The organism is Cohnella kolymensis (assembly GCF_000829465.1).
GTDB classification, from domain to species: domain Bacteria; phylum Bacillota; class Bacilli; order Paenibacillales; family Paenibacillaceae; genus Cohnella; species Cohnella kolymensis.
On the sequence record NZ_JXAL01000001.1, the window covers coordinates 129,516 to 151,169 of the forward strand.

At 50.7% G+C, this 21,654-nt stretch carries 22 protein-coding genes and 1 pseudogene; 13 read left to right on the forward strand and 10 right to left on the reverse strand.

Annotated features, from left to right (window positions below):
• Positions 1-224: 224 nt before the first annotated feature.
• From SD71_RS00665 to SD71_RS00670, 3 genes are all read left to right on the forward strand, one after another.
• Positions 225-2,261, forward strand: a complete 2,037-nt coding sequence (locus SD71_RS00665) for a choice-of-anchor J domain-containing protein (protein WP_052475814.1) — start codon at positions 225-227, stop codon at positions 2,259-2,261.
• 116 nt (positions 2,262-2,377) lie between these two features.
• Positions 2,378-2,836, forward strand: a complete 459-nt coding sequence (locus SD71_RS23420) for a hypothetical protein (RefSeq protein WP_152619297.1) — start codon at positions 2,378-2,380, stop codon at positions 2,834-2,836.
• A 523-nt stretch (positions 2,837-3,359) separates the two neighbouring features.
• Positions 3,360-4,919 carry an IS1182 family transposase gene (locus SD71_RS00670; protein ID WP_041059600.1) on the forward strand — a complete coding sequence of 520 codons (1,560 nt, stop codon included), beginning with the start codon at positions 3,360-3,362 and terminating at the stop codon, positions 4,917-4,919.
• Between the two features lie 114 nt (positions 4,920-5,033).
• Here SD71_RS00670 and hxlB read toward each other — a convergent pair.
• The 3 genes and pseudogenes from hxlB to SD71_RS00685 form a co-directional block, all read right to left on the reverse strand.
• Positions 5,034-5,592 (reverse strand): annotated as a pseudogene (hxlB, locus tag SD71_RS00675) (6-phospho-3-hexuloisomerase).
• A gap of 9 nt (positions 5,593-5,601) precedes the next feature.
• Positions 5,602-6,234, reverse strand: a complete 633-nt coding sequence (hxlA, locus tag SD71_RS00680) for a 3-hexulose-6-phosphate synthase (RefSeq protein WP_041058388.1) — start codon at positions 6,232-6,234, stop codon at positions 5,602-5,604.
• 131 nt (positions 6,235-6,365) lie between these two features.
• Positions 6,366-6,686, reverse strand: a complete 321-nt coding sequence (locus SD71_RS00685; protein ID WP_041058391.1) for a winged helix-turn-helix transcriptional regulator — start codon at positions 6,684-6,686, stop codon at positions 6,366-6,368.
• A gap of 184 nt (positions 6,687-6,870) precedes the next feature.
• On the opposite strand from SD71_RS00685, the gene SD71_RS00690 reads away from it, so the two are divergent.
• Together SD71_RS00690 and SD71_RS00695 are read left to right on the forward strand one after the other, a co-directional pair.
• Positions 6,871-7,590: a 3-ketoacyl-ACP reductase gene (locus SD71_RS00690; protein ID WP_041058394.1), complete on the forward strand. Its 720-nt coding sequence runs from the start codon at positions 6,871-6,873 to the stop codon at positions 7,588-7,590.
• A gap of 15 nt (positions 7,591-7,605) precedes the next feature.
• Entirely contained in the window at positions 7,606-8,652 is a 1,047-nt protein-coding gene (locus tag SD71_RS00695) for an LLM class flavin-dependent oxidoreductase (protein ID WP_041058399.1), read from the forward strand.
• 48 nt (positions 8,653-8,700) lie between these two features.
• On the opposite strand, the gene SD71_RS00700 is transcribed toward SD71_RS00695, so the two are convergent.
• On the reverse strand, positions 8,701-9,057 hold the full coding sequence (locus SD71_RS00700; protein ID WP_041058402.1) for a hypothetical protein: 357 nt from the start codon (positions 9,055-9,057) through the stop codon (positions 8,701-8,703).
• A 3-nt stretch (positions 9,058-9,060) separates the two neighbouring features.
• A complete protein-coding gene (locus tag SD71_RS00705; RefSeq protein ID WP_200889530.1) occupies positions 9,061-9,618 on the reverse strand; it encodes an NAD(P)H-dependent oxidoreductase in 558 nt (185 codons plus the stop codon).
• 163 nt (positions 9,619-9,781) lie between these two features.
• Here SD71_RS00705 and SD71_RS00710 point away from each other — a divergent pair, with 163 nt between their 5' ends.
• Positions 9,782-10,420 carry an efflux RND transporter periplasmic adaptor subunit gene (locus SD71_RS00710; protein WP_041058409.1) on the forward strand — a complete coding sequence of 213 codons (639 nt, stop codon included), beginning with the start codon at positions 9,782-9,784 and terminating at the stop codon, positions 10,418-10,420.
• A gap of 13 nt (positions 10,421-10,433) precedes the next feature.
• Positions 10,434-11,957, forward strand: coding sequence for a DHA2 family efflux MFS transporter permease subunit (locus tag SD71_RS00715; protein ID WP_041058412.1), 1,524 nt, complete (start codon positions 10,434-10,436; stop codon positions 11,955-11,957).
• Here SD71_RS00715 and SD71_RS00720 read toward each other — a convergent pair.
• Positions 11,947-12,231: a late competence development ComFB family protein gene (locus SD71_RS00720; protein WP_161793306.1), complete on the reverse strand. Its 285-nt coding sequence runs from the start codon at positions 12,229-12,231 to the stop codon at positions 11,947-11,949. The two genes, SD71_RS00715 and SD71_RS00720, sit on opposite strands and share 11 nt — an antisense overlap.
• 363 nt (positions 12,232-12,594) lie before the next feature.
• On the opposite strand from SD71_RS00720, the gene SD71_RS00725 reads away from it, so the two are divergent.
• The 3 genes from SD71_RS00725 (at position 12,595) to SD71_RS25360 (ending at position 15,245) form a co-directional block, all read left to right on the forward strand.
• On the forward strand, positions 12,595-13,650 hold the full coding sequence (locus tag SD71_RS00725) for a M42 family metallopeptidase (protein ID WP_041058414.1): 1,056 nt from the start codon (positions 12,595-12,597) through the stop codon (positions 13,648-13,650).
• Between the two features lie 479 nt (positions 13,651-14,129).
• Positions 14,130-14,993 (forward strand): SDR family oxidoreductase, encoded by an 864-nt coding sequence (locus tag SD71_RS00735; protein ID WP_235426938.1) that lies wholly within the window; start codon positions 14,130-14,132, stop codon positions 14,991-14,993.
• Positions 14,994-15,110: 117 nt separating this feature from the next.
• On the forward strand, positions 15,111-15,245 hold the full coding sequence (locus SD71_RS25360) for a hypothetical protein (RefSeq protein WP_268747694.1): 135 nt from the start codon (positions 15,111-15,113) through the stop codon (positions 15,243-15,245).
• A gap of 49 nt (positions 15,246-15,294) precedes the next feature.
• Here SD71_RS25360 and SD71_RS00740 read toward each other — a convergent pair whose 3' ends face one another.
• Positions 15,295-16,563: an AAA family ATPase gene (locus SD71_RS00740; protein WP_052475899.1), complete on the reverse strand. Its 1,269-nt coding sequence runs from the start codon at positions 16,561-16,563 to the stop codon at positions 15,295-15,297.
• Between the two features lie 153 nt (positions 16,564-16,716).
• The gene (locus tag SD71_RS00745) at positions 16,717-17,184 is read right to left on the reverse strand and encodes an acyl-CoA thioesterase (protein ID WP_041058423.1); all 468 of its coding nucleotides are present in this window, start codon (positions 17,182-17,184) and stop codon (positions 16,717-16,719) included.
• A gap of 189 nt (positions 17,185-17,373) precedes the next feature.
• Here SD71_RS00745 and SD71_RS00750 point away from each other — a divergent pair, with 189 nt between their 5' ends.
• From SD71_RS00750 to SD71_RS00760, 3 genes are read left to right on the forward strand one after another with little or no spacing between them, the layout of a single operon-like run.
• Complete coding sequence (locus SD71_RS00750; protein WP_041058425.1) at positions 17,374-17,751, forward strand: hypothetical protein; 378 nt, start codon at positions 17,374-17,376, stop codon at positions 17,749-17,751.
• A gap of 22 nt (positions 17,752-17,773) precedes the next feature.
• Positions 17,774-19,765 (forward strand): ATP-binding protein, encoded by a 1,992-nt coding sequence (locus tag SD71_RS24285; RefSeq protein ID WP_200889531.1) that lies wholly within the window; start codon positions 17,774-17,776, stop codon positions 19,763-19,765.
• Positions 19,752-20,849 (forward strand): DUF3369 domain-containing protein, encoded by a 1,098-nt coding sequence (locus tag SD71_RS00760; protein WP_200889532.1) that lies wholly within the window; start codon positions 19,752-19,754, stop codon positions 20,847-20,849. The genes SD71_RS24285 and SD71_RS00760 overlap by 14 nt, the downstream gene beginning before the upstream one ends.
• Before the next feature lie 53 nt (positions 20,850-20,902).
• Here the strand turns inward: SD71_RS00760 and SD71_RS00765 are convergent, their stop codons facing one another.
• Positions 20,903-21,088 carry a hypothetical protein gene (locus SD71_RS00765; RefSeq protein WP_041058428.1) on the reverse strand — a complete coding sequence of 62 codons (186 nt, stop codon included), beginning with the start codon at positions 21,086-21,088 and terminating at the stop codon, positions 20,903-20,905.
• Positions 21,089-21,133: 45 nt separating this feature from the next.
• Positions 21,134-21,649: a hypothetical protein gene (locus tag SD71_RS00770; protein ID WP_041058431.1), complete on the reverse strand. Its 516-nt coding sequence runs from the start codon at positions 21,647-21,649 to the stop codon at positions 21,134-21,136.
• Positions 21,650-21,654 lie beyond the last annotated feature (5 nt).

Below are 21,654 nucleotides of genomic sequence, written 5' to 3' on the forward strand. Positions count from 1 at the left end.
GGGAAGTAATTGGCTAATTATGTGAGCGGTCCTTTTGGACCGCTTTTTTTTTGGCTTATCGGGTAATAACAGGTCGAATAAGCTATTTGGACGGGACTTTGTATCCGGTTACAAAAGCACTTCCCTAAAAATTCCAGCCTGCTATGATTTGAATACCGGGAGACGGCTCTGCATCTACATGGGTTGCCTGCAACGGTAAGAAAATCAGAGGAGGATTTTGTTTAATGAGGAGACCTAAAGTACTAAGCATAGCTACATCCATTTTACTCGCAAGCAGCATCATCGTGCCCTCTTCCGTTTTCGGGGCAACTAAAAGCTTCAATGCTAACCCGTCCGTAATGGATGTGGGCAGCAAACTGCGCGCGGATACTGTGGCCGCAGCGAAAGCGGAGCATCGCGTGGACTTCCCACTCGAGGGAGCGGACGCCGCCGGCGGAACCGCAGCTGCCCAAAGTGTCACACCAGATGATGTCGGAACGAAAGTGGTGCCTTGGGTAGTAACTGACTTTATGAACAGCGGTTATACACTAAGAAACTTCACACTGCGTGCGATCGGCACCTACGGTGAAGTTTGGGTAGCCAATAACTTGAACTTCCCAGCCGGCGATCCTCGGAACTCGATGGTTACCATCACCGATACTCAAGTTAACTATTTGTTAAACGAGTTCGATACTCGGATGTATGAAAAAGAAGTGGAATTTTTTGCTCCCCCTGCGGAACGCAAAGGAGAGCACGGATATTTGCCGGAATATTTTGATGACAGCGGACGCGTTGTCATTCTGATAGATAACATAAGAGATGAAGGCTATAGCGATTCGAATTATCCGAGCTACGTCGCCGGATACTTTTCTCCTACGGTCAGCGATTTCACCGATCGCAACGTCATGACGATAGACGCATTCGATTGGGTTAACCGTACAGGTCCTAACGCAGCCAAACCGTATCTGTATGAAGGCGTGTTCGCTCACGAGTTCCAACACTTGCTGCACAGCGATACGGATGGTGCGGAAGAGAACTTCGTTAACGAGGGTTTGTCCGATTTCGCCCAATTCCTTGTCGGATACGGCCATTCCCAAGGTCATGTCGATTTCTTCATGAATAACCTTCGCAATTCATTGACCATCTGGGGTGACCAGACGGATCTCCAGATCCTTGGTGATTACGGGGCCGCCTACTTGTTCCAACTGTACCTTTACGATCAGTATGGCGAAAGTTTTATCCAAAAAGAGTTCCACAACCAGAAGCTAGGCATTGACGGCGTGAATGATACATTGGCGCAAGTCGGTGCCGGCAAAACATTTGCGGACACTTACGCCGACTTCATGACCGCGATTATGGTCGACGGCAAATATAAAGGCGATAATGCCTTCAATTTTAACTCCATTGATCTGAAGCCGAATGTCCAGGGCTCTCAGCTCGGCGACAATGTTGCCCCGGCCTGGGGTACCGATTTCAAGGTCATCACACCTGACAAGAAAATTGAAAATCTCTACTTCAAAGGGATCGACTTCCTCAGAACGAACTGGACTGCTGCAGCAGATGCCGACAAGGGTCAAGTACTGTGGGGTAACATGGGTGATCTTGCAGACAACTTCTTAATTAAGCCGTTAGATCTTACCAATGTAACCGCACCGTCCATCACTTTCGATACAAAATACGACATTGAGGAACAGTGGGACTTTGGCGTGGTTCAAGTGTCCACTGACAATGGGCAAACCTGGAAATCTCTGGCTAACGCGAATACCCGTGAAGATCTAGTAGAAGATGGACACCCTAAAATCAGAGCCAATTTACCGGGATTTACTGGAACTAGCGACGGATGGACAACGCAAACCTTTGATTTAAGCACATATGCCGGCCAAAAAGTACTGCTGGGCTTCCGGTATATTACTGACTGGGGCGCGAATGGATCCGGCTGGTATTTGTCCGACCTTAGGCTCAATGGTGTGACGATCGATCCAATGACCTCGACCGACGGCTTTATGAGCTTAGAGAAAGCAACCGGCAAATATGTCGATTACCAAGTTTCCTTTATCGGTTACAAGAAAGGTGAAGCTAAGCCAAAGGTACTTCGCTTCCCTAACCTCCTCAACATGTCTGAACAAGATCGAATTGACCTGCGCGACATGGTGCACAGCTCGGAGTATTCCAAAATCGTCATGATGACGACCTTTGCGGCTCCAGCAGGCACCAACGGCAGTGTTAATTACGAGTACGATGTGGTCATGAAAGACAGCACGAAAAAAACAAAAACAAAGTAATCGTTCACGGTACGTGAGGCTGCGGGGGTATGATCCCGCAGCCTTTTTAGTTCGTATAAACCCCCTTAAATTGCAAATACTACCTTTCAATCTTTACATCGATTCGGAGGGATAGCTTGCGAATAACCATGGGGCTCGTTTTGGGGCTTTATTTTCTTTTTCAAGCGACTCCTGTACTGCCGGGGCACACTGTCATGACATCAGCCGTAGTTCCCCCGGTTATAGTGGACGACGATAACGATAATACACAATCCAATACCTACCGGACACGCGCGCGCCGAGGAGGCTACCGATCACCTAGAAGTGGTTACACAGGCGGTGATCGGACTGGAGTCACTCCCGGACGTAATCCGGGTGCTAACGCTCCCGGCAATCGTGCCCCTGGCACCGCTCCAGCGAGCCGGTTCGGAGGTTTTTTCGGAGGATTGCTTGCCGGAGGTTTGATCGGCAGCCTGCTCAATCCATTCGGCTGGGGAGGCAACGGCGGCTTCTCGATCCTTGGAATAATCTTTTGGGCGGTTATTCTTTATTTCGCTTTCCGTTTTTTCCGCAGAATGTTCGGCAACGCTCGTTAACAAGCTGCACCGCGACAAAACATTCGGCCTGTAAACAACGATATTAAACATCACTAATGCGCCGCATTCACAAAGATACCGTTGATTAGTGATGTGAAACATCGCTAATCTGGGGGAACTCAAGCTAAACTCGTTTATTCAACTAGCAAGTATGATGAAAAACATCGTTATTCCACTTACCTGCAGTCACTTTTTCGCAATAACGATATAAAACATCGTACTTTTGCACTTTAGCAGCCCGCCCACTAAAATAAAGTCCTCATAGAACCCTCGGTCAATAAGCTGGGCACTTAAGCCAGCTCTTGGGTTTCTTTGCTTGCGGCATCGAGAAATAGATCCCTGGTCATCCGCTCACCAAGGTGCCGGACCCGCTATGTACAAGTATACAAAAAAGGGGCTGTCTCAAAAGGTCATAAACTGACCTGAGAGATAGCCCTTCTTTTTTTTGCGCATGAAAAACAAAAAGAAACCGCATTTTGGTAAAATGGAAGTACCAGCAACCATCCCCAAAGGAGCGATTTCTTTGTACATTCAATATACCATGGACCAACTTACCCTGCCAATGGATCTTGAGGAAGACATCCCCGAAAACCACCTCGTGCGAGTCGTCAATGCAGCAGTAAACAGGCTCAGCGACAATATCTTCGCTTCCGCTTACCCGGGCGGCGGCCGGGACAGCTATCATCCCAAAATGCTCACTAAAGTTATTGTTTATGCCTACACTCAGCGGATCTACTCCTCTCGTCAGATCGCGAAAGCGGTTCGCGAGAACGTCATGTTCATGTGGATTGCCGGCAGACAACGTCCGGATTTCCGCACCATCAACCGGTTTCGTTCTGAGCGAATGAAAGAGGTACTCGAGAGGGTGTTTACCGCGGTTCTGCAATTTCTGGCCGAGGAGAACTACGTGCAACTCGAGCATTACTTTGTCGACGGCACGAAAATCGAAGCAAACGCCAACAAATACACGTTTGTCTGGGGCAAGGCCGTCGTTAAGAAACAGGCGAAGCTGCAGGAGAAAGTTCAAACGCTGTTCGCCACCATAGAAGAAGCAGAGAAACAAGAAGATCGGGAGCATGGCGGCCAGGATCTTAGCGAATTGGGAGAAACCGCGAAAATCACAAGTGAAAAGCTGGAAATGGCAGTGAAGCAACTGGAAGAAAGACTTCAAGCCAAACCGAAGGACAAGCCGCTTAAGAAGGCGGTGCGCGTCCTACGTAAAGACTTACTCCCTCGCCTTCGAAAGTATGAAGAGCATCGAGAAATTCTAGGGGATCGGAATAGCTTTAGTAAGACCGACAAAGACGCAACGTTCATGCGGATGAAAGAAGACCACATGCTTAACGGCCAGCTCAAGCCCGGTTACAATGTACAGATCGGCACCGAAAATCAATTTATTGTCGGATACAGTCTTCACCAACGCCCTACGGATACCCGCTGCCTAAAGCCACACTTAGAGAAGGTGAAAGCCGCTCTTGGCAAACTGCCTGGAACCATCATAGCGGACGCCGGATATGGCGGGGAAGAAAACTATGCTTACCTGGAAACCGAGCAGCTTGAGGCGCTGGTAAAGTACAGCACTTATCATAAGGAAAAATCAAAGAAGTGGCAGAAAGACATCAGCAAAATCGACAACTGGCACTACGACGAATCCGAAGATACCTGGATGTGCCCGGTAGGACGAAAGCTCGTTTTCCGTTATGAGAGTAAGGAAGAGACCCCGAGTGGATTTGAAATCCGGCATCGCCATTACCGTAGTACGAGTTGCGAACACTGTCCACTCAAGCCCTCCTGTACGAAAGCACAAGGGAATCGGGAGATAAAGGTCAGCCTGCGGTACATGCGCTACAAGCAGCAGGTGCGGGATAAGCTCCGAAGCGAAGAAGGTTATGCGTTATCGGTTCGGAGGATGATTGAACCGGAAAGTGTGTTTGGACAAATGAAAAGTAACCGGGGATTCCGGCGATTTCTGCTTCGAGGCTTGCCGAAGGTAAGCTTAGAGGTCGGATGGCTTTCTCTTGCGCATAATTTACTCAAGAAAGCGGCAATCGACCAAAACAGAAACGGGACGGAGCAGAAGTAGCCCTCTGCTCCATCCCGTTTTTGTCATTGCAATGCTTTTTTCGTTAAGTGAGCTGCCTCACAAGCGAGCGTACTTACTTTTGAGACAGCCCCTTCTTTTATACTCACAACCGAATTATTCGAGATTGGCGTGTCTGCCGTACATTTTCGTCGTGTCCATACCCTTTTTTTCCATGAGCCGTAAGATCAGTGCATCGCAGAACAGCAATACAGTCTGCTCGAACAGAGAACCCATGGGCTGTATCGACCGGGCATCCGCGACGGATTTGTCTTTCGGCGAGCCGGGCAGCTTAACGCTTATGTCCGCAGACTTTGCGATCGTCGACTCCGGCACAAGGGTGATGGCCGCCACCGAACCGCCCAAGCTTTTCGCTTTGGCGGTCCATGGATACCAGACCTTTCGTTTCGCCCGATCCGGAAACGACGATGAGCAGGTCTTCGCCTGTAAAGCTGGGAGTTACGGTCTCACCAACCACATAAGCGTCGATGCCCATCTGCATCAGCCTCATCGCGAACGATTTTGCCATGAGCCCCGAGCGGCCTGCGCCGGCAGTAAATATTTGACTGGATTGCAAGATTCGATCGGCCAGCTGTTCTGCTTCTTCTGCGGAGATCTCGTTCGGGGACCGTTGTAATTCTTTAAGGATTTCAGTCAAATAAGTTAAAGTCTGCATAATTGCCGCTTAACCTTGCTTGATCAATCTTTGCATTTCGGCCGCCGCCGCACGCTTGTCGGCTTGTCCGGTAATGCCGCCGCCCACAATAACCAGATCCGGCTTGGCTTCGATGACACCGGGCAGCGAATCAAGCTTGATTCCGCCGGCTACGGCTGTTTTGGCGTTTTTCACGACGCCTTTGATGGTTTGCAAATCTTCGAAGGAATTTTTGCCTACAACCTGAAGATCATACCCCGTGTGCACGCAAATATAGTCTACGCCTAGAGCATCCAGCTCCCGGGCACGTGTTTCGATATCCTTCACGCCGATCATATCGACGAGGATTTTTCTGCCTTGCTTTTTCGCCTCTTCCACAGCACCCTTGATCGTCTCATCTTCCGCTGCACCCAGTATAGTGACGATATCCGCGCCGGCTTCCGAGGCCTTCATGACTTCATAGCCCGCAGCGTCCATGACTTTAAGATCGGCCAGCACTTTCAAATTCGGAAAGGCTTGTTTCATTTCCTTGACCGCTCTAAGTCCTTCGTTGATGACTACCGGCGTTCCGATTTCTACGATATCGATATAGTCTTCAACCTCTTTGACCAGTTTAATGCCTTCCGGAATATCCACAAGATCCAGCGCCAATTGAAGTTCCATCAAGTTCACTCCTAAGATGTCGTTTGTTAGTTATAATGCATTATCATTTGTTTGAAACATGATTAATATTAAATTTATGTTTACCAAAAAGGAAGTACGCACTAATTAGTGACGTAGTATCCAAAAAGATACTATCGGATTCTTTCCTCATGCTTGAATCCCCAATCCGCCATCACGTCAAGTACCCCCCGCAGCGTTTGCCCGTATTCCGTCAGCGAGTATTCGACTTTAGGCGGCACTTGCGTATATATTTTGCGGTCGATGATCCCGTCTTGCTCCAATTCCCTCAGCTGCTGCGTCAGCATCTTTTGTGTAATGTCCGGCATATCCCTTTTTAACTCGCCGAACCGCTTCACACCTTCCGTCAAATGACACAGGACGACCGGCTTCCATTTTCCGCCGATCACTTTAAGTGTCAGCTCGACTGAACGTTTAAATTGTAGGTCCCCCATGGCCAGTAAGCTCCTTTAGTTTCTTTCAGGGTACTATGTTACACAAAAGTGTGTAGTTGTTTCAAACGACCGTTTGATCAATAATAAATGTATTATGCTCTTATTATCGATTTGTTTGCCGCCTGTTTAGGGTAACTTACATACTGAATCGAGACGTAAAATAACACAACCGGGAGAGATCAGAATGGAATTACGCAACAAAACGGCAATTATTACGGGCGCGGGCAAAGGGATCGGCAAAGCCTGCGCTATCGCTTTAGCGAAGGAAGGGGTAAACCTGGGCATCGTCGCCAGAAGCGGTATCGATTTGGCCGCTCTGAAGGCGTCATTGTCCGGCACCTACGGAGTCAAGGTGCAGATTGCCGCCGCGGATATTTCGAACAAAACGGAAGTGGACAGCGCAGTGAGCACGATCGCGGAGAACTTCGAGTCCGTCGATATTCTGCTTAATAATGCGGGCACCGCTCAGTTCGGCACCGTGCTGGATATGGATCCGGAAGAGTGGGAACGCATTGTCCGGGTGAATCTGATGGGAACATATTACATGACCCGCGCAGTTCTGCCGACGATGGTAAAGCAAAATGGCGGGGACATTATTAATATCGCATCGACAGCCGGGGAAAGAGGATTTGCGACGGGCTCCGCTTACTGCGCTTCCAAGGCCGGCGTGTTGGGTTTTACCGAAGCGCTCATGCAAGAAGTACGTAAATCCAACATCCGTGTCACCGCACTTAACCCGAGCACCGTCAATACCGAGCTTGCCCGAAACACGGGTTTAAACGTCGGAACCAAGGATCGGATGATGCAGCCGGAAGATGTGGCGGAGCTCGTGATGGCCGCGCTGAAATTACCGCCAAGGGTGTTCATTAAGAGCGCCGGCATCTGGACAACTAATCCTCAGTAGGAGGTTCAAGCACCGATGAGTGAAAGCAATGCTAGCAATCAAGGCCGTAAGACGATTTATGATGTTCCGATATCCATACTGGATCTGGCGCCCATTGTCGTGGAAGCGACAGCCGCGGATTCCTTTCGAAATACTCTGGACCTCGCCCAGCACGCGGAAAAATGGGGCTACAACCGTTACTGGCTGGCCGAGCACCACAATATGCCGGGTATCGCGAGTTCGGCGACATCGCTGGTCATCGGATATGTCGCACAAGGAACCGAGCGGATCCGGGTAGGCTCAGGCGGAATCATGCTGCCGAATCACGCTCCTCTCGTTATCGCGGAGCAGTTCGGCACACTCGAGTCGCTGTATCCGGGCCGCATCGATCTTGGACTGGGCCGAGCACCGGGGTCCGACCAAGCGGCATCGCGTGCGATCCGACGCGGGTTGCAAAGCGGCGGCGAGGATTTCCCGGAGCTGGTCGACGAGCTTCGTTCTTATCTCGAGCCTTATTCCGAGTCGAAAGCCGGACGCGTAAGGGCCATTCCCGGCGAGGGGCTGAACATCCCGATCTGGCTGCTCGGTTCGAGTGGATTCAGCGCGCGGCTTGCCGCAGAGCTGGGGCTTCCTTTTGCTTTTGCCAGCCATTTCGCTCCGGACTATTTACTGCCGGCTCTGCAGCTGTATCGCGAAAATTTCCGTCCGTCGGATGTGCTGAAGGAACCTTATGCCATGGTAGGCATTAACGTGATCGCAGCCGACACGGATGAAGAAGCCCGCAAGCTGCACACGTCTCAGCAGCAGCAGTTTCTGAACCTTATTCGCGGCCGTACGGGTAAATTAAACCGTCCTGTACTGCCGGAGAGCATGGAGACGATTTGGACGGATTACGAGAAGTCTCATGTGGAAAAAATGCTGGCTTACTCGGCCGTAGGTAATAAAGCCACGGTTCGAGACCGCTTGTCAGCTTTGCTGGACGAAACGGGAGCGGACGAGTGGATTGCTGCAGGGCAGATCTACGATCACCAAGCCCGGCTGCGGTCTTATGAAATTTTAGCCGAAGCTATAAAAAAGGATTAAACAAAAACGGATTGCCTTCTTAACCGGAAGGCAGTCCGTTTTTTACGGCTATTCATGGTCTTCTTTACGACCGGACTTCTGTTTCCTGAGAGCCGCGCGATAATCCGTATCCGAGATGGACGGTTTTGTTGAAGAAGACCGCCCGCCATTGATCGGCGGCCGGCTTTGAAACTGTCGCAGCGCACTGCGATAGCTGTTGTCCTCCATAAGCGTTTCATTCGCGGCTTTTGCCGGTTCTGCAGCCGGTTCTAGAGCCGCCCTGCTTTCCGCCGGTTCAACGGATTCCGCGGGTTCATTCCCGTGTGCGTTTCCAGTTTGCGGCGAGCGCCGGGATGAGGCTCTTACATTAAAAACAATGAGCAATACAAGTACAACAACGGCGGCAATACCGTAACCGAGGAGCATCGCTCAGCCGCCTCGAGACGTGCTGAATTTGGAGGTCAATAAAGCCACCCTTTTTCCCAAAGCCCGTCCGAGCGCGAGGTCGTCTTCCTTCGGCAAGTTCGGGGGATCATCAGGAGAGGCTTCCACCGGACAGGTGATTCCAACTCCATAATACGAGCCGTACAGCGCATTTTCAGGTATGTTGGCGGGCAGGCCGGCGATAATCATTCCTTGATGGAGCATCGGGGTGATCAAATTGAGCATCGTCGCCTCGACCCCCCCGTGTTCCGTGGCGGTCGTGCAAAATACGGCACCGACTTTATCGATCAGCTTGCCTTCCGCCCACAAATGGCCCAATTTGTCGATCCACGTTTTCAAACCTGCGCTTATCGTACCGAAATGACCGGGACATCCCCATATTATGGCATCCATATCCACAAGGTCGCGAACATTGGCACGATCGACCCGGTTCAGATGAACATTCGCGCCTTCCACCTGCCTGGCCCCTTCCGCTACAGCCTCCGCCAAAACTTCCGTATGTCTGTTTTCGCTGTCATAAACAACGTAAATATTCAAGCCCACACCTCCTCCAGCTAACGGATGAATTTACTTTGTCTCCATTAGACAAGCAATATTCCCCTGCTGAATTGTTATTGAGAGCCCTCCGCAGGTATAAGACCATCCCGCCCGAGACAACCTACACCACATCCACTACAACACCAATTGAAGAAAGGAACCCCTCAACATGAAGAGTTCCCGCATTGTACTTGTGAATCTCGTCGTTATTTTACTGCTTCTCGTCGGGGGTGCCGCTGCGTTTTACTACTATCAGCAGTCGGTCAATTACATCTCAACGGATAACGCAAGAATCGAGGGACAACCGCTCACGATATCGGCACCGGCAGCAGGTCGGCTGTCCGAATGGCGCGCCAGGGTAGGAGAAGAGCTGACGAGCGGCGAGCGCATCGGCGCAGTGGCATCGGCTGCAGGAACCGTCGGCATTACGGCGCCCGCCCGGGGAACGATCGTGCAGCAAACCGCCGTTGTCAATACGTTGGTCGCGGCAGGCGCTCCTCTTGCGCGCGCCTACGATTTGGATAACTTGTGGGTTACGGCCAACATCGACGAAACGGATATCGATGATGTTTCGGTGAACCAGACTGTCGACATTGACATCGCGGCTTTTCCGGGCACCACTTTGACAGGCAGAGTCTCGCAAATCGGTTTGGCGACCGCCGGAACATTTTCCCTGCTGCCAACCCAGAACACAACAGCTAACTATACTGCGGTTACCCAGGTTGTACCGGTCAACATATCCGTTGACGGATACCGCGGTTTGAACATTATCCCGGGGATGAGCGTGTCCGTCCGAATACATAAATAAGGGAGAGACGCTCATGGCAAACGAGAGACTCGGATCCACGATCGGCGTTCTCGTATTCGGCATGTTCGTGGCCTTTTTGAATCAGACGATGATTAATGTCGCCATTCCGCATATGATGACCGAGTTAAACGTATCGGCGACGACCGTCCAATGGCTCGCCACAGGGTTCATGCTGGCCAATGCCGTTATGATACCGATCAGCGCTTTTTTAATGGAAAGCATCCCCACGCGGGTGTTATTTATTTCAGCCATGGGCCTTTTCACCCTCGGCTCCCTCATTTGCGCTGTCGGCCCTTCATTTGCGATCATCCTCATCGGGCGGATCATTCAAGCGATCGGCGCCGGCATCATGATGCCGCTCGTGACCAACATTTTTCTGAGAGTATTTCCTCCTGAGAAAATGGGCGCCGCCATGGGTACAATGGGGATCGCAATGATGTTCGCCCCGGCCGTAGGCCCTACGTTCGCGGGATGGGTGTTGGCGGAGCACTCTTGGCGGGTTTTGTTCTTTCTAATGATTCCGCTCGGAGTGTTGGAAATCGCATTGGCCATGCGCATATTGTCCAATGTGCTGAAACTCAGCTATCCGAGGTTCGACTGGCCGGGTGCCGTTTTTTCCACGATCGGGTTCGGCGCATTGCTTTATGGTTTGAGCGAGGCAGGCAGCCAAGGCTGGGGAGACACAATAGTCAGGTTATCCATCATTATCGGAATTTTGTTTCTGCTGTTCTTCGTATGGAGGCAATTCTCAATCGATTACCCGTTGATGAACTTGTCCGTATTCCGGTTTAACGTGTTCTCGCTCACGACAATCGTCAGCTGTGTGGTCAATATGGCGATGTTCGGAGCGATCCTGCTGCTGCCGATCTACATTCAGAACATCCGCGGTTACACGGCGCTGCAGTCCGGGCTTCTCATTCTGCCGGGGGCTCTCATCATGGGAGTGATGTCACCGATCGCCGGTGCCTTGTTCGATCGTGTGGGCATTCGTCCTCTGGCTTTAATAGGTTTGTTGATCACAGCAATCACAACGTACGAATTTACACGCTTGACCGCGGAAACGACGTATACCCATTTGCTCTGGCTTTACGCCTGGAGAAGCTTCGGCATGTCCTTTATCATGATGACCATCATGACTGCGGGACTGAATCAACTGCCGCCGCGCCTCAAAAGCCACGGCACAGCCGCAGCCAATACGGCGAGGCAGGTGGCCGCCTCATTCGGCACGGCCTTGCTGGTCACTGTCATGTCCACACGGACAACCGAACATTTGGCGACATACGCCAATACGCTCACCTTATACAATCCGACCTTTGTCGAATCGGTTACCCGGTTTCAAGCGGGTGTCGCCGCTGCCGCCGGACTGCCGCCGGAAGCCGCGGGCGCCTATGCCACGTCATTAATTGGCGGGTTGGCACTAAGAGAAGCGACCATTAGCGGAATCAACGACGCTTTTGTCGTGGCCACGGGCATCACCATACTGGGGCTCATTATCTCCTTCTTTTTACGCAGACCGAGAAAAGCTTCTAGTGATTAGGATTGGCTTCGATAACGGACACGGCCTTGGTAAGCTCCTTTAACACGTCCGATTGCATTTGGGCATTCATGTAAATCGCCTTTATGTAAGCTTCGCCTTGTGTGGTGGAAGTGTAGCGGGGTGTGAGCTGGTTTAAAGCCAGCAGCAGAATATCCAGCTGACATTTGCTGCAGTGACATTTCAGAATACCGGGCTTCAGGAACTGATCCTGGAAAAAGTTTTTCACAATCGGCTCCATCGCATTAACGATCGGCAAATTCCGGTCTAGCTCCATATTCATTCTCCTTCGCACAAAGGTGCATAACAAACATTCTATATTCCGCCTGCCTAGGATTCAACACCCTATTCGTCGGGGTAATAAATAATACAATTATTTACAGTAAAAGGAGGCGGCTGCTATGTTCATACACGGCAAACGAATCGGACGGAAGTTATATGTCAAAATGCGTTCAGGAACATGGGTTGAACTGGGGCTGTTTGCTAAAACGGATCATTTGTTCCCTGGTATATAACTTAAGTTTCGATGATGCTCGACTGTTTATATAACCGGTGCCTTGCGGCGCCGGTTATTTTTTCATTTTCCATGTTAAACTAAATGTAAATTAAAGAAGCTGGAATGAAGGGAGAAACGGAACGTATGTCTTCATCGCTGCAACCGAAGCTAAACCGCGAGTATATTGTCAATCTATTGGAGGAACTGCTCCTTATTCCGAGTCCGAGCGGATTCTGCATGAACATTATGCGAAGGATTCAGGAAGAAGCTTTAAATCTGGGATATAAGTTCGAATTGACGCCAAAAGGCAATGGAATCATTACGATACCGGGACTGTCGTCGGCGAACGAGGCGCTTGGGTTGACCGCACATGTCGATACTCTCGGCGCGATGGTGCGCTCGATCAAACCGAACGGTATGCTTCGCTTTACACCGATCGGCGGCTATGCGATGCAAACCGTTGAAGGGGAATATTGCCTCATACATACGCGGGACGGCCGGCAATACGAGGGAACCGTATTGTCCACCAAGCCCTCTGTGCATGTTTACCCGGATATGCGGGATCAGAAGCGTGACGAGGCGAACATGGAAATTCGCATCGATGAAATGGTGAGAACAAAAGAAGAAGTCGAGAAGCTTGGAATTGCCGTAGGCGATATCGTATCCTGGGACCCCCGCACCCGTGTCCTGCCCAATGGCTGGATCAAATCCCGGCATCTCGACGACAAAGCCAGCGTTGCCGCTCTGTTCGGTCTGTTGGATTGGCTGAAGCGGGAAGGCAAGACCCCGGTGCGAACGGTTAAGCTGATCTTGTCGACCTACGAAGAAGTAGGGCATGGCAGCTCCTATATCCCGGCTGATATTACGGAATTCATCGCAGTCGACATGGGCGCTATAGGGGACGATCTGTCGGCGACGGAGCGGGATGTCTCGATTTGCGCCAAGGATTCCACCGGACCCTATGATTACAACATGACCTCGAAGCTCATCGATTTGGCCAAACGGGAGAATCTGCCTTTCGCCGTTGACATCTATCCGCAATACGGCTCCGATGCTTCCGCTGCACTACGCGGCGGCAGCAATATCCGCGCCGCTCTGGTCGGACCGGGCGTGCACGCATCGCACGGAATGGAGCGGACGCATGCCGATGCGGTCGTCAGCACAGCTGCCTTGCTGATCGCATATATCATGGAGCCTTGATAAAAAAATTTATTACGTTCTTCAAACCAAAATGGCGACCGAATTGGTCGCTATTTAGTTACTCCAATATATTGCAATATCGAACAGAGCGGTTAAAATTGGAATGAATGAGGCTTTATATGGGGGGGTCAAATCATGCCAAATTGCCGTACAAGATTGCTTAACGCCTCAATCAGTGCAGTTATCGGAGCGGTACTATATCTCATTATCTCTTTGGCATTTGGCAATGAAATTAGTGATTGGCGCGCCCCTTTGTTTTTCTTTGTGACTGCATTTGTGATTGATTTTTTCGTCAAAACTGTTCCCATTTGGAATAGGAAAGATAAGTAACTGCGTGCAATTTGCACCTCAGAACGGAACCCGTTACTCGCAAGCAGGTTTCTCTGTAGCCTCGCCTCAAGCGATGCTCTTACTCTCTGGTTTTGTTCCGGTAATATTGCGATAATAGAGTCAGAAGTTTTGCTAATATGAGGGGCGGGGTGTTACGGTGGGGCCTTTTTTCCAGTGATTTGCTGCAGGATAAAATCGTGCTGATTACAGGCGGGGGTACGGGACTCGGGCGCGCGATGGGAGAAAAGTTTCTGGCGTTAGGGGCCAAGCTTGCCATCGCCGGACGCCGCGAAGATGTTTTACTGCAGGCGGCGCAGGAAATGAGCCTCGACGGCAACGAAGTGTTCTATCATGCGTGCGACGTTCGCGACCCTGCACAAATTCAATCGCTCATGGACGCCGTTGAGAAGAAATATGGCCGAATCGATGTGTTAATCAATAATGCCGCGGGCAACTTCATAAGTCCTACCGAACGCCTGTCTCCGCGCGCCGTCGACGCTGTATTGAACATCGTTCTGCACGGCACTTTTTATGCGACGTTGGAAGTCGGCAAGCGCTGGATCGAACAAGGAAACCAGGGTACTATCCTCAATATTGTAACGACTTACGCCTCGACAGGATCGGGTTTTGTCGCTCCTTCAGCCGCAGCCAAAGCAGGCGTGCTGGCATTGACCCGTTCGCTCGCCGTCGAGTGGGCCAGATATGGTATTCGCCAGGTCGCCATTGCGCCGGGCCCGTTCCCGACGGAAGGAGCGTGGTCGCGCCTCTCCCCTACACCTGAACTGGAGGAGAAAATGCTGAACCGCGTACCCCTGCGCCGGGTCGGTGACAAAGACGAGCTTGCGAACTTGGCGGCATACTTAATTTCCGATTATGCGGGGTATATCAACGGCGAGGTCGTGACCATCGACGGCGGCGAATGGCTGCAGGGCGCCGGACAATTCAACGACCTGCTCGAGGTTACCGACGAGCAATGGGACATGCTCGCGCAAATGACCCGCAAGGGTAAATAGCTTGCTCAACGCAAGCTGTAAGCCGCCCGCAGCGGCTTAAATCGCCGCGCGATGCATAACCGGTTTCCAAATTGTGTAACCTAACGTTACTTATCCTGCAGTCGGGAGGTTACAACAATGCCGTCAGAAGAAATTCAGCAGCCGGACACGGCCCCGCAGCAAGCGGAAGCGCCTACTGAATCCGCTGTGGAAGAAGCAGCGGACAACGAGGAGCAAGATTACGTTCACATCGAATGGGCGGGCTACATCTGAAAACAATTAAAATGGCCGACACCGTTTAACCGGAGTCGGCCATTATCCGTTACCTCACCAAAAATCCCACCTGCGAATCACTCTTGTCCGTCAACCACACCCGCTTGCTTCCCTTTTTCAGGTCGATTTTCAAGTCGTCGATGAGCCGTTCCAAATCTACCTGATCCTCGTAATGCTTCTGCAGCGCAGCGGACACGAACAATTCGTTCAACTGCGCGAAAGAGAACCCTTCCGTCCGGCGCGCGGCCTCTTCTACAACTTCCGGGCTGACAATCCGCTGCAAGCCTTTCCGCGTCAAATAGTGGACTCGAAGCCGTTCATCCGGCTGCTTCACCTCGTATGCGCGGTCGAATCGTCCGGCACGATTAATGAGCGCGGGGTCGATTTTCTCCGGGTAATTCGTCGTGCCGATGAGGAAAATCCCTTCCCGCGAAGTCGCGCCGTCCAGCGTATTCAGGAAATAGGAGCGTGCAGAGTCCGGCATGGAATCGATATCTTCAATGACCAGGATCATCGGAGCCATCTTGATTGCAGCCGAGAACACCTCCTGTATCGAATCGCTGGTCGTATGTTCCGTAATCTGCCAGTAGGCAACCGGAGCTTCCACACTTCCCGTGATCGATTTCACCAGCGTCGTTTTACCGTTACCGGGCTTGCCGTACAAGAGCACCCCGCGTTTATAAGGGATATCGTACGTTTGGAAAAACACCCGGTCCTTCAAGAAAAATTCATCGATCGAGCGGAAAATTTGTGTTTTTAAAGCTTCCTCCATCACAACATCGTCGCGCTGTACCGCACGGCTCAATTCCTCGCGGCTGCGCTCCAGGCCTTCCTTCGTATCGGTAAACACGGTGATCCGCCGTTCCCGCAGCTGCCGCTCCTGCAGATCGGCCAGAAAAACACGGAATGCCTCATCGTTCCGCGCGAAAATAATATCCTCATTCCCGATCCCGTACTGATTCCGAATCGGAATCCGCGCAAACGCAACCCCATACTCCGGGTAGCCGATCACGTTATTGTGCAGCAGAGGATAGATCTCGAACGCGGAATCACCTTTGGCCTCTTGGAATTCGATCGTTTTCTGCTCAAGAAGCTCATAGATGACCGCAAAGCGATGCGCCCCCCGGAAATCTCTGCGCACATCCTCCTGAACCCACTCCCATACGTCGTTTCCGTCATTCTGGGAGTAGAGCCCCACCTCGGACTGCAGCTTTTCGACAACAAGCTTCCTTACGCGGTCTAATGCTCTCGCGAACTGAAAGTAACTATTTTCCTCATGACCGCCCTCTTTTGCAAAAGAAAATGAGACACGGGACATCGGCATTGATATTCATATATAAAGTAGGCTCCTTATCGGGTTTGCCGGATGAAAAAAAAGACTGCAAGCCATCAGCCCACAGTCGACAAGCGTCTTTTCGTCTAATCGGTATTGTTATGATAATTCTAATAGAGAAATAGTTCAAGTAGGTTACTAGGCTAAATTTGCGCCTTCGGCAGAAATGATCTGTTCGCGTACAGCGTCCGGGATCGGGATGCTTGCTCCGGTCTTTTTGCTGATGTACACCATCGTCCCGCGTGCCGCCGCTTTCAACTGTCCTGAAGCAGCCTCGACTAGCGAATATTCCAGGTCGAAGGATGAACGCCCCAGCTTCGCGATTCTCACCCCGAGCTTAAGAGGCTCCTTGATAAAAATCTGCGACAAGTAGTGGCAGTGCATATCTGCGACTACGCAAACATTCTCTTCATTAAACAAATCCTCGGCTAATTGCAGATGATCGAGGTAATCCACGCGCCCTTGCTCGAAATAGATAAAATAGCTGACATTGTTCACATGCCCCAGCATATCCGTCTCGAAGTACCGGACCTTGATCGGTACCGAAAAATTGAATTTCTCCAGCCAGCCTTGTGCGTCCGGTACGATGTAAGGAATCTGTCTCATTCTGGTTCTCCTTCAATGATTAAAATAAACATCCGTACACAGAGACTTCGACGCAAAACGCCGTCATCCCTTTCTTTCGGCCCCCTTTTTCCCCGTTCAGTCGACATTCTTCTCTGCAAGAGGAAGGATTGTCCATTCGGACGTCGAATTATCCCATAGACATACATATGCGAAATTCGGGGTGTAACGATGAAATCATTGTATATGTTAGTGTTTTGCTCCGCACTGCTGGCCGCATGCAGCAGCTCGAAAGCCGATTCAGGATCCGCCGAACAGCATGCGCACAAACCCACCATGAATGTTACGTGGAAAGTATCCGGAAATCAAATCACCGTCAAAGTCGACACCGATCTGCACATTTCTCCGGAGCATTACGGCCAGGCGCGTGCGGACGGTGAAGGACACATTCATATGTATTTGGACCACGGCGAGAAGGTAGGCGTGAAAGAAGAGGAAAAAACATTTCCGAATCTCGAGCCGGGTAAACATAACCTAAAAGTTTCATTACATAACAACGATCACACTCCTTACGATGTGACGGAAATCATTGATTTCGAAATCAAATAATCGTCCTTAGAGGAGAACCGCTGTGTTTCGACATTTCAGTCTGCAGAATAGAATCCTCATTCTCGTCACTATTGTTACCGTATCCATGATGTCCGTCATCGTCTGGTTCGATTCATACAGCTTGCAGAAATCGGTAGAGGAAACTTATGTGAGCCAATTGAACGGAATGACCACCGCGATTAACGGAAGATATGAGGAATCTCATGAAACGAAAGACGTACAGCAAATTTTTGACTACATCCAATTTAAAAATAAAGATGTGCTGCAGCTAACCTTGTATGGAGAAGACAAAATACTTGCTTCGACAAACCGGGTACGGATCGGGCTTCCGACGCCTCCCGGATTGATCCCGCAGGTGGCAGCGAACGAGATGCTCGTCGATCATCTTCATAGAGGCGAAGACAATATTCCTGTAGACCGCCTTACCGCCCCTCTGAAGGAAGACGGAATAACGATCGGCGCTATCGAACTGCTGCTGAACACTTCAGAAAGCACAGCGTTGATCAAAAACCGCACTCTGCTCATCATCGTCGTCGGGATTTCCATCACCCTTCTCTTATTGTTTGCTCTCTCGGGCATCATCCGGAGAATGCTGATCAAACCGTTAATGAAATTACGGGAAGCGGCGCTTACCGTCAAACACGGCGTTGCATACCGGGAAATTTCATTGGACTACAGCAAGGAAGTCAATGAAGTGGCCGCCGCTTTCAATGACATGGTGCGCAACCTGGAAGGGCGTTATGAGGAATTAAGGCTGGCGATGAAAACCATCCGCAAGACGCAGCGGCAGCTGGTGGAGTCCGAGAAAATGGTAGCTCTGGGTAATTTGGTCGCAGGAGTGTCCCACGAGATCAATACCCCGATCGGCATCGGCGTAACGGCCGCCTCTTACATTGACGAGAAATCAAAAGAATTTACCGCCTTGTTTCAGCAGAACACCATGAAGCGTTCCGATCTGGAGGAATATCTGAAGACGGTCAAGGATACGACAGGCATGATTCAGAGCAACCTGCTGCGGGCGTCGGAGCTGATCAGAAGCTTCAAGCAGGTCGCCGTCGACCGCTCCTTGGAGACCAAAAGGAACTTCAAGATCAAGGAATACGTTCAGGAAGTGTTAGTGAGCTTACAGCCGAACTTGAAGAAGACAAAGCATCATGTGACCGTCAACGGCGAGGCGGACATTGAAATCGTGAGTGACCCGGGCGCAGTCTCGCAGATTGTGACCAACTTCATTATGAATTCGATCATCCACGGTTACGAGCCGGAAGACGAAGGAAGCCTTGCGATAGACATCGCGAAGCATGGCAAACAACTGACGATGCAATATTCCGATGACGGAAAGGGAATGCCTCCGGAAGTCGTGGAACAAATCTTCGACCCTTTCTTCACTACGAATCGCGGTGGAGGAGGAACCGGCCTCGGTATGCACATCGTATACATCTCGTCACCCAGTCACTGGGCGGCACGATCAGATGCGTCAGCAAAGTCGGTGCCGGCACGACGTTTATCATTCAAATTCCAATTAATGAGGGATGACATCATCATGCTTAATGATCATCAAGAGGATCTCCTTACCTTTGCTGATGAAGAGCTCAGCGACATACAGAAAGCTGCGCCTGAAGAGGAGAAATGGAAAATAGTCATCGTGGACGATGAGCATGAGGTTCATCACGTTACCAAGATGGTTTTGAACGATTTCGAATTCGACGGCAAACGTCTGGAGTTCCTGAGTGCGTACACGGAAGCCGAAGCGCTGCGCTTAATTGCAGACAATCCGGATACGGCCATCATATTATTGGATGTTGTGATGGACGAAGACGACTCCGGCCTGAAAATCGTCAAATACATACGTCAGACTCTCAAATATCAGTCGGTGCGCATCATTCTGCGTACGGGTCAGCCGGGACAGGCGCCGGAAAAGCTGGTGATCACCAATTACGATATTAACGACTACAAAGAAAAAACCAGAGCTGACCAGCCAGAAGCTTTTTACAACGATCATGGCCGCTCTTAGGTCGTATAGGGACATTATCGTAATCGAGAATAACAAAGTCGGTCTGGAGAAAATCATCAATGCGTCGGCCGACCTGTTCGAGGTCAAATCGATGAGGAAGTTTGCCTCAGGCGTCTTGACCCAACTGACCTCGATCTTGAATTTGCATAAGAACGCGCTGCACTGCAACAGCTTTGCCGTCACCAAAGGCAACGAGGAAATTTATATTCTCGCGGCTTCCGGGGATTATGCGTTCGACGAACATGACAGGATTCAGGACGTCGTTCAGCCGCATGTGCTCAAAAGTATCGAGACTGCGTTCCACGACAAGAGGAGCGGCTTCTACGACAACCATTTCACTTGCTATTTCCAGAGCAGAACGGGCATGGAGAACGTCATCTATTTTGAAGGATCCAACAAGCTGAACGAGTGGAACCGTTACCTGATTGAAATTTATTGCTCGAATGTCTCGATCGCCTTCGAAAATATTTACCTGAACGAGGAAGTAGAGAATACGCAAAAAGAAATCATCTTCACGCTGGGCGAGATTGCCGAGAGCCGTTCCAAAGAAACGGGCTATCATGTCAAAAGGGTCGCCGAGTACTGCAAGCTTCTCGCTTTGCAATACGGGCTGCCGGAAGAAGAAGCCGAGCTGATCAGGCTCGCCTCATCCATGCATGATGTCGGCAAAGTGGCCATTCCCGACGAAATCTTGAATAAGCCGGGCAAATTGTCCGAGGAAGAATTCGAAATCATTAAAAACCATACGGACTACGGCCACGCCATGCTGAAGCACTCGAACCGCGATATCATCAAAGCCGCGTCCATCATTGCCCACCAGCATCACGAGAAATATAACGGCCAAGGTTATCCGAACGGGCTGGCCGGCGAACAGATTCATATTTACGGCCGAATTACCGCCCTTGCGGACGTATTCGACGCGCTCGGGACGGAGCGGGTGTACAAGAAGGCGTGGACGCTGGAGGAGATCCTGGTTTACTTCAGGACGGAGCGCGGCGGGCACTTTGACCCCCAGCTGGTGGATATCTTCCTTAACAACCTGCCGGCAATTCTTAAAATCAAGGAACAATACTCGAAGCGTTAATAACGAAAACCGCTCCTTCCGAGAAGGAGCGGTTTCTTGCTTATTCTTGGACTTTATGTGTCGTCGATCGCATCCGCAGCGTCTATGACATTTTCATCAGGCACATCCGTTATGTCCCGCTGCAGTCTGGCTTGAGCTTCGATATTGCTTGTCATCCAATCCTCGAACGACCGATCCAACTGCGCCTCCTGATTACGGTCCTCTCTTGCGTCGGAATCGAATTCAAGATCCTCGTACAATGCCGGCCCTCCTTTGACGTTCACATTGCCTTATATTATCCGCATTTAGATACTGCCTAATTCTGTGATGGTTTTCAGCACATGCTGGATTAAGTCCGGGATATCCCCCATCTGGTCCTCGTTCACTTTGCGATGAAATTTCATTTCGACGATATCCGTGTAGACTGCAGGCTCCTCACCATATACAAAGCTTATAATTTGCGTCGGCCGATGCTCCTGTTTCCATATTGCCTGCAGCACTTCCTCCACTTGCGGACACTGTTCCTGCGCGTCCTCAACTTGCAGGTAAAACCTCAAGGTTAGCGTACAGCCCGGCGTTTCACCCGGTATTTCCAGTATCTCGACCGCCAAATCTTCTAACGAGGCTTGCAGATGAATTTCCCCCGTCACTTTCGATTGGTCCGCCAATTCGAACTGCAGGGTGAACTCCCTCGACATGTTCGACATTACCAGCTGATCCGTCCGATTGATGATCTTGATTCTCCCGCTCAGATTATCCAAGTCATAAAGCTGATTTTCAAATGCAACCTTCAAATTTTCAAAGACGGTAGGGTCGAACATAGATG

Bases quoted from the DNA above. Each gene is read 5' to 3' on its own strand.
- SD71_RS00665 (WP_052475814.1), top strand. From the start codon at position 225: ATGAGGAGACCTAAAGTACTAAGCATAGCTACATCCATTTTACTCGCA.
- hxlA (WP_041058388.1), bottom strand. From the start codon at position 6,234: ATGGAACTTCAATTGGCGCTGGATCTTGTGGATATTCCGGAAGGCATT.
- SD71_RS00685 (WP_041058391.1), bottom strand. From the start codon at position 6,686: ATGGGGGACCTACAATTTAAACGTTCAGTCGAGCTGACACTTAAAGTG.
- SD71_RS00690 (WP_041058394.1), top strand. From the start codon at position 6,871: ATGGAATTACGCAACAAAACGGCAATTATTACGGGCGCGGGCAAAGGG.
- SD71_RS00695 (WP_041058399.1), top strand. From the start codon at position 7,606: ATGAGTGAAAGCAATGCTAGCAATCAAGGCCGTAAGACGATTTATGAT.
- SD71_RS00700 (WP_041058402.1), bottom strand. From the start codon at position 9,057: ATGCTCCTCGGTTACGGTATTGCCGCCGTTGTTGTACTTGTATTGCTC.
- SD71_RS00710 (WP_041058409.1), top strand. From the start codon at position 9,782: ATGAAGAGTTCCCGCATTGTACTTGTGAATCTCGTCGTTATTTTACTG.
- SD71_RS00715 (WP_041058412.1), top strand. From the start codon at position 10,434: ATGGCAAACGAGAGACTCGGATCCACGATCGGCGTTCTCGTATTCGGC.
- SD71_RS00720 (WP_161793306.1), bottom strand. From the start codon at position 12,231: ATGGAGCTAGACCGGAATTTGCCGATCGTTAATGCGATGGAGCCGATT.
- SD71_RS00725 (WP_041058414.1), top strand. From the start codon at position 12,595: ATGTCTTCATCGCTGCAACCGAAGCTAAACCGCGAGTATATTGTCAAT.
- SD71_RS25360 (WP_268747694.1), top strand. From the start codon at position 15,111: ATGCCGTCAGAAGAAATTCAGCAGCCGGACACGGCCCCGCAGCAAGCG.
- SD71_RS00740 (WP_052475899.1), bottom strand. From the start codon at position 16,563: ATGTCCCGTGTCTCATTTTCTTTTGCAAAAGAGGGCGGTCATGAGGAA.
- SD71_RS00745 (WP_041058423.1), bottom strand. From the start codon at position 17,184: ATGAGACAGATTCCTTACATCGTACCGGACGCACAAGGCTGGCTGGAG.
- SD71_RS00750 (WP_041058425.1), top strand. From the start codon at position 17,374: ATGAAATCATTGTATATGTTAGTGTTTTGCTCCGCACTGCTGGCCGCA.
- SD71_RS00760 (WP_200889532.1), top strand. From the start codon at position 19,752: ATGGCCGCTCTTAGGTCGTATAGGGACATTATCGTAATCGAGAATAAC.
- SD71_RS00770 (WP_041058431.1), bottom strand. From the start codon at position 21,649: ATGTTCGACCCTACCGTCTTTGAAAATTTGAAGGTTGCATTTGAAAAT.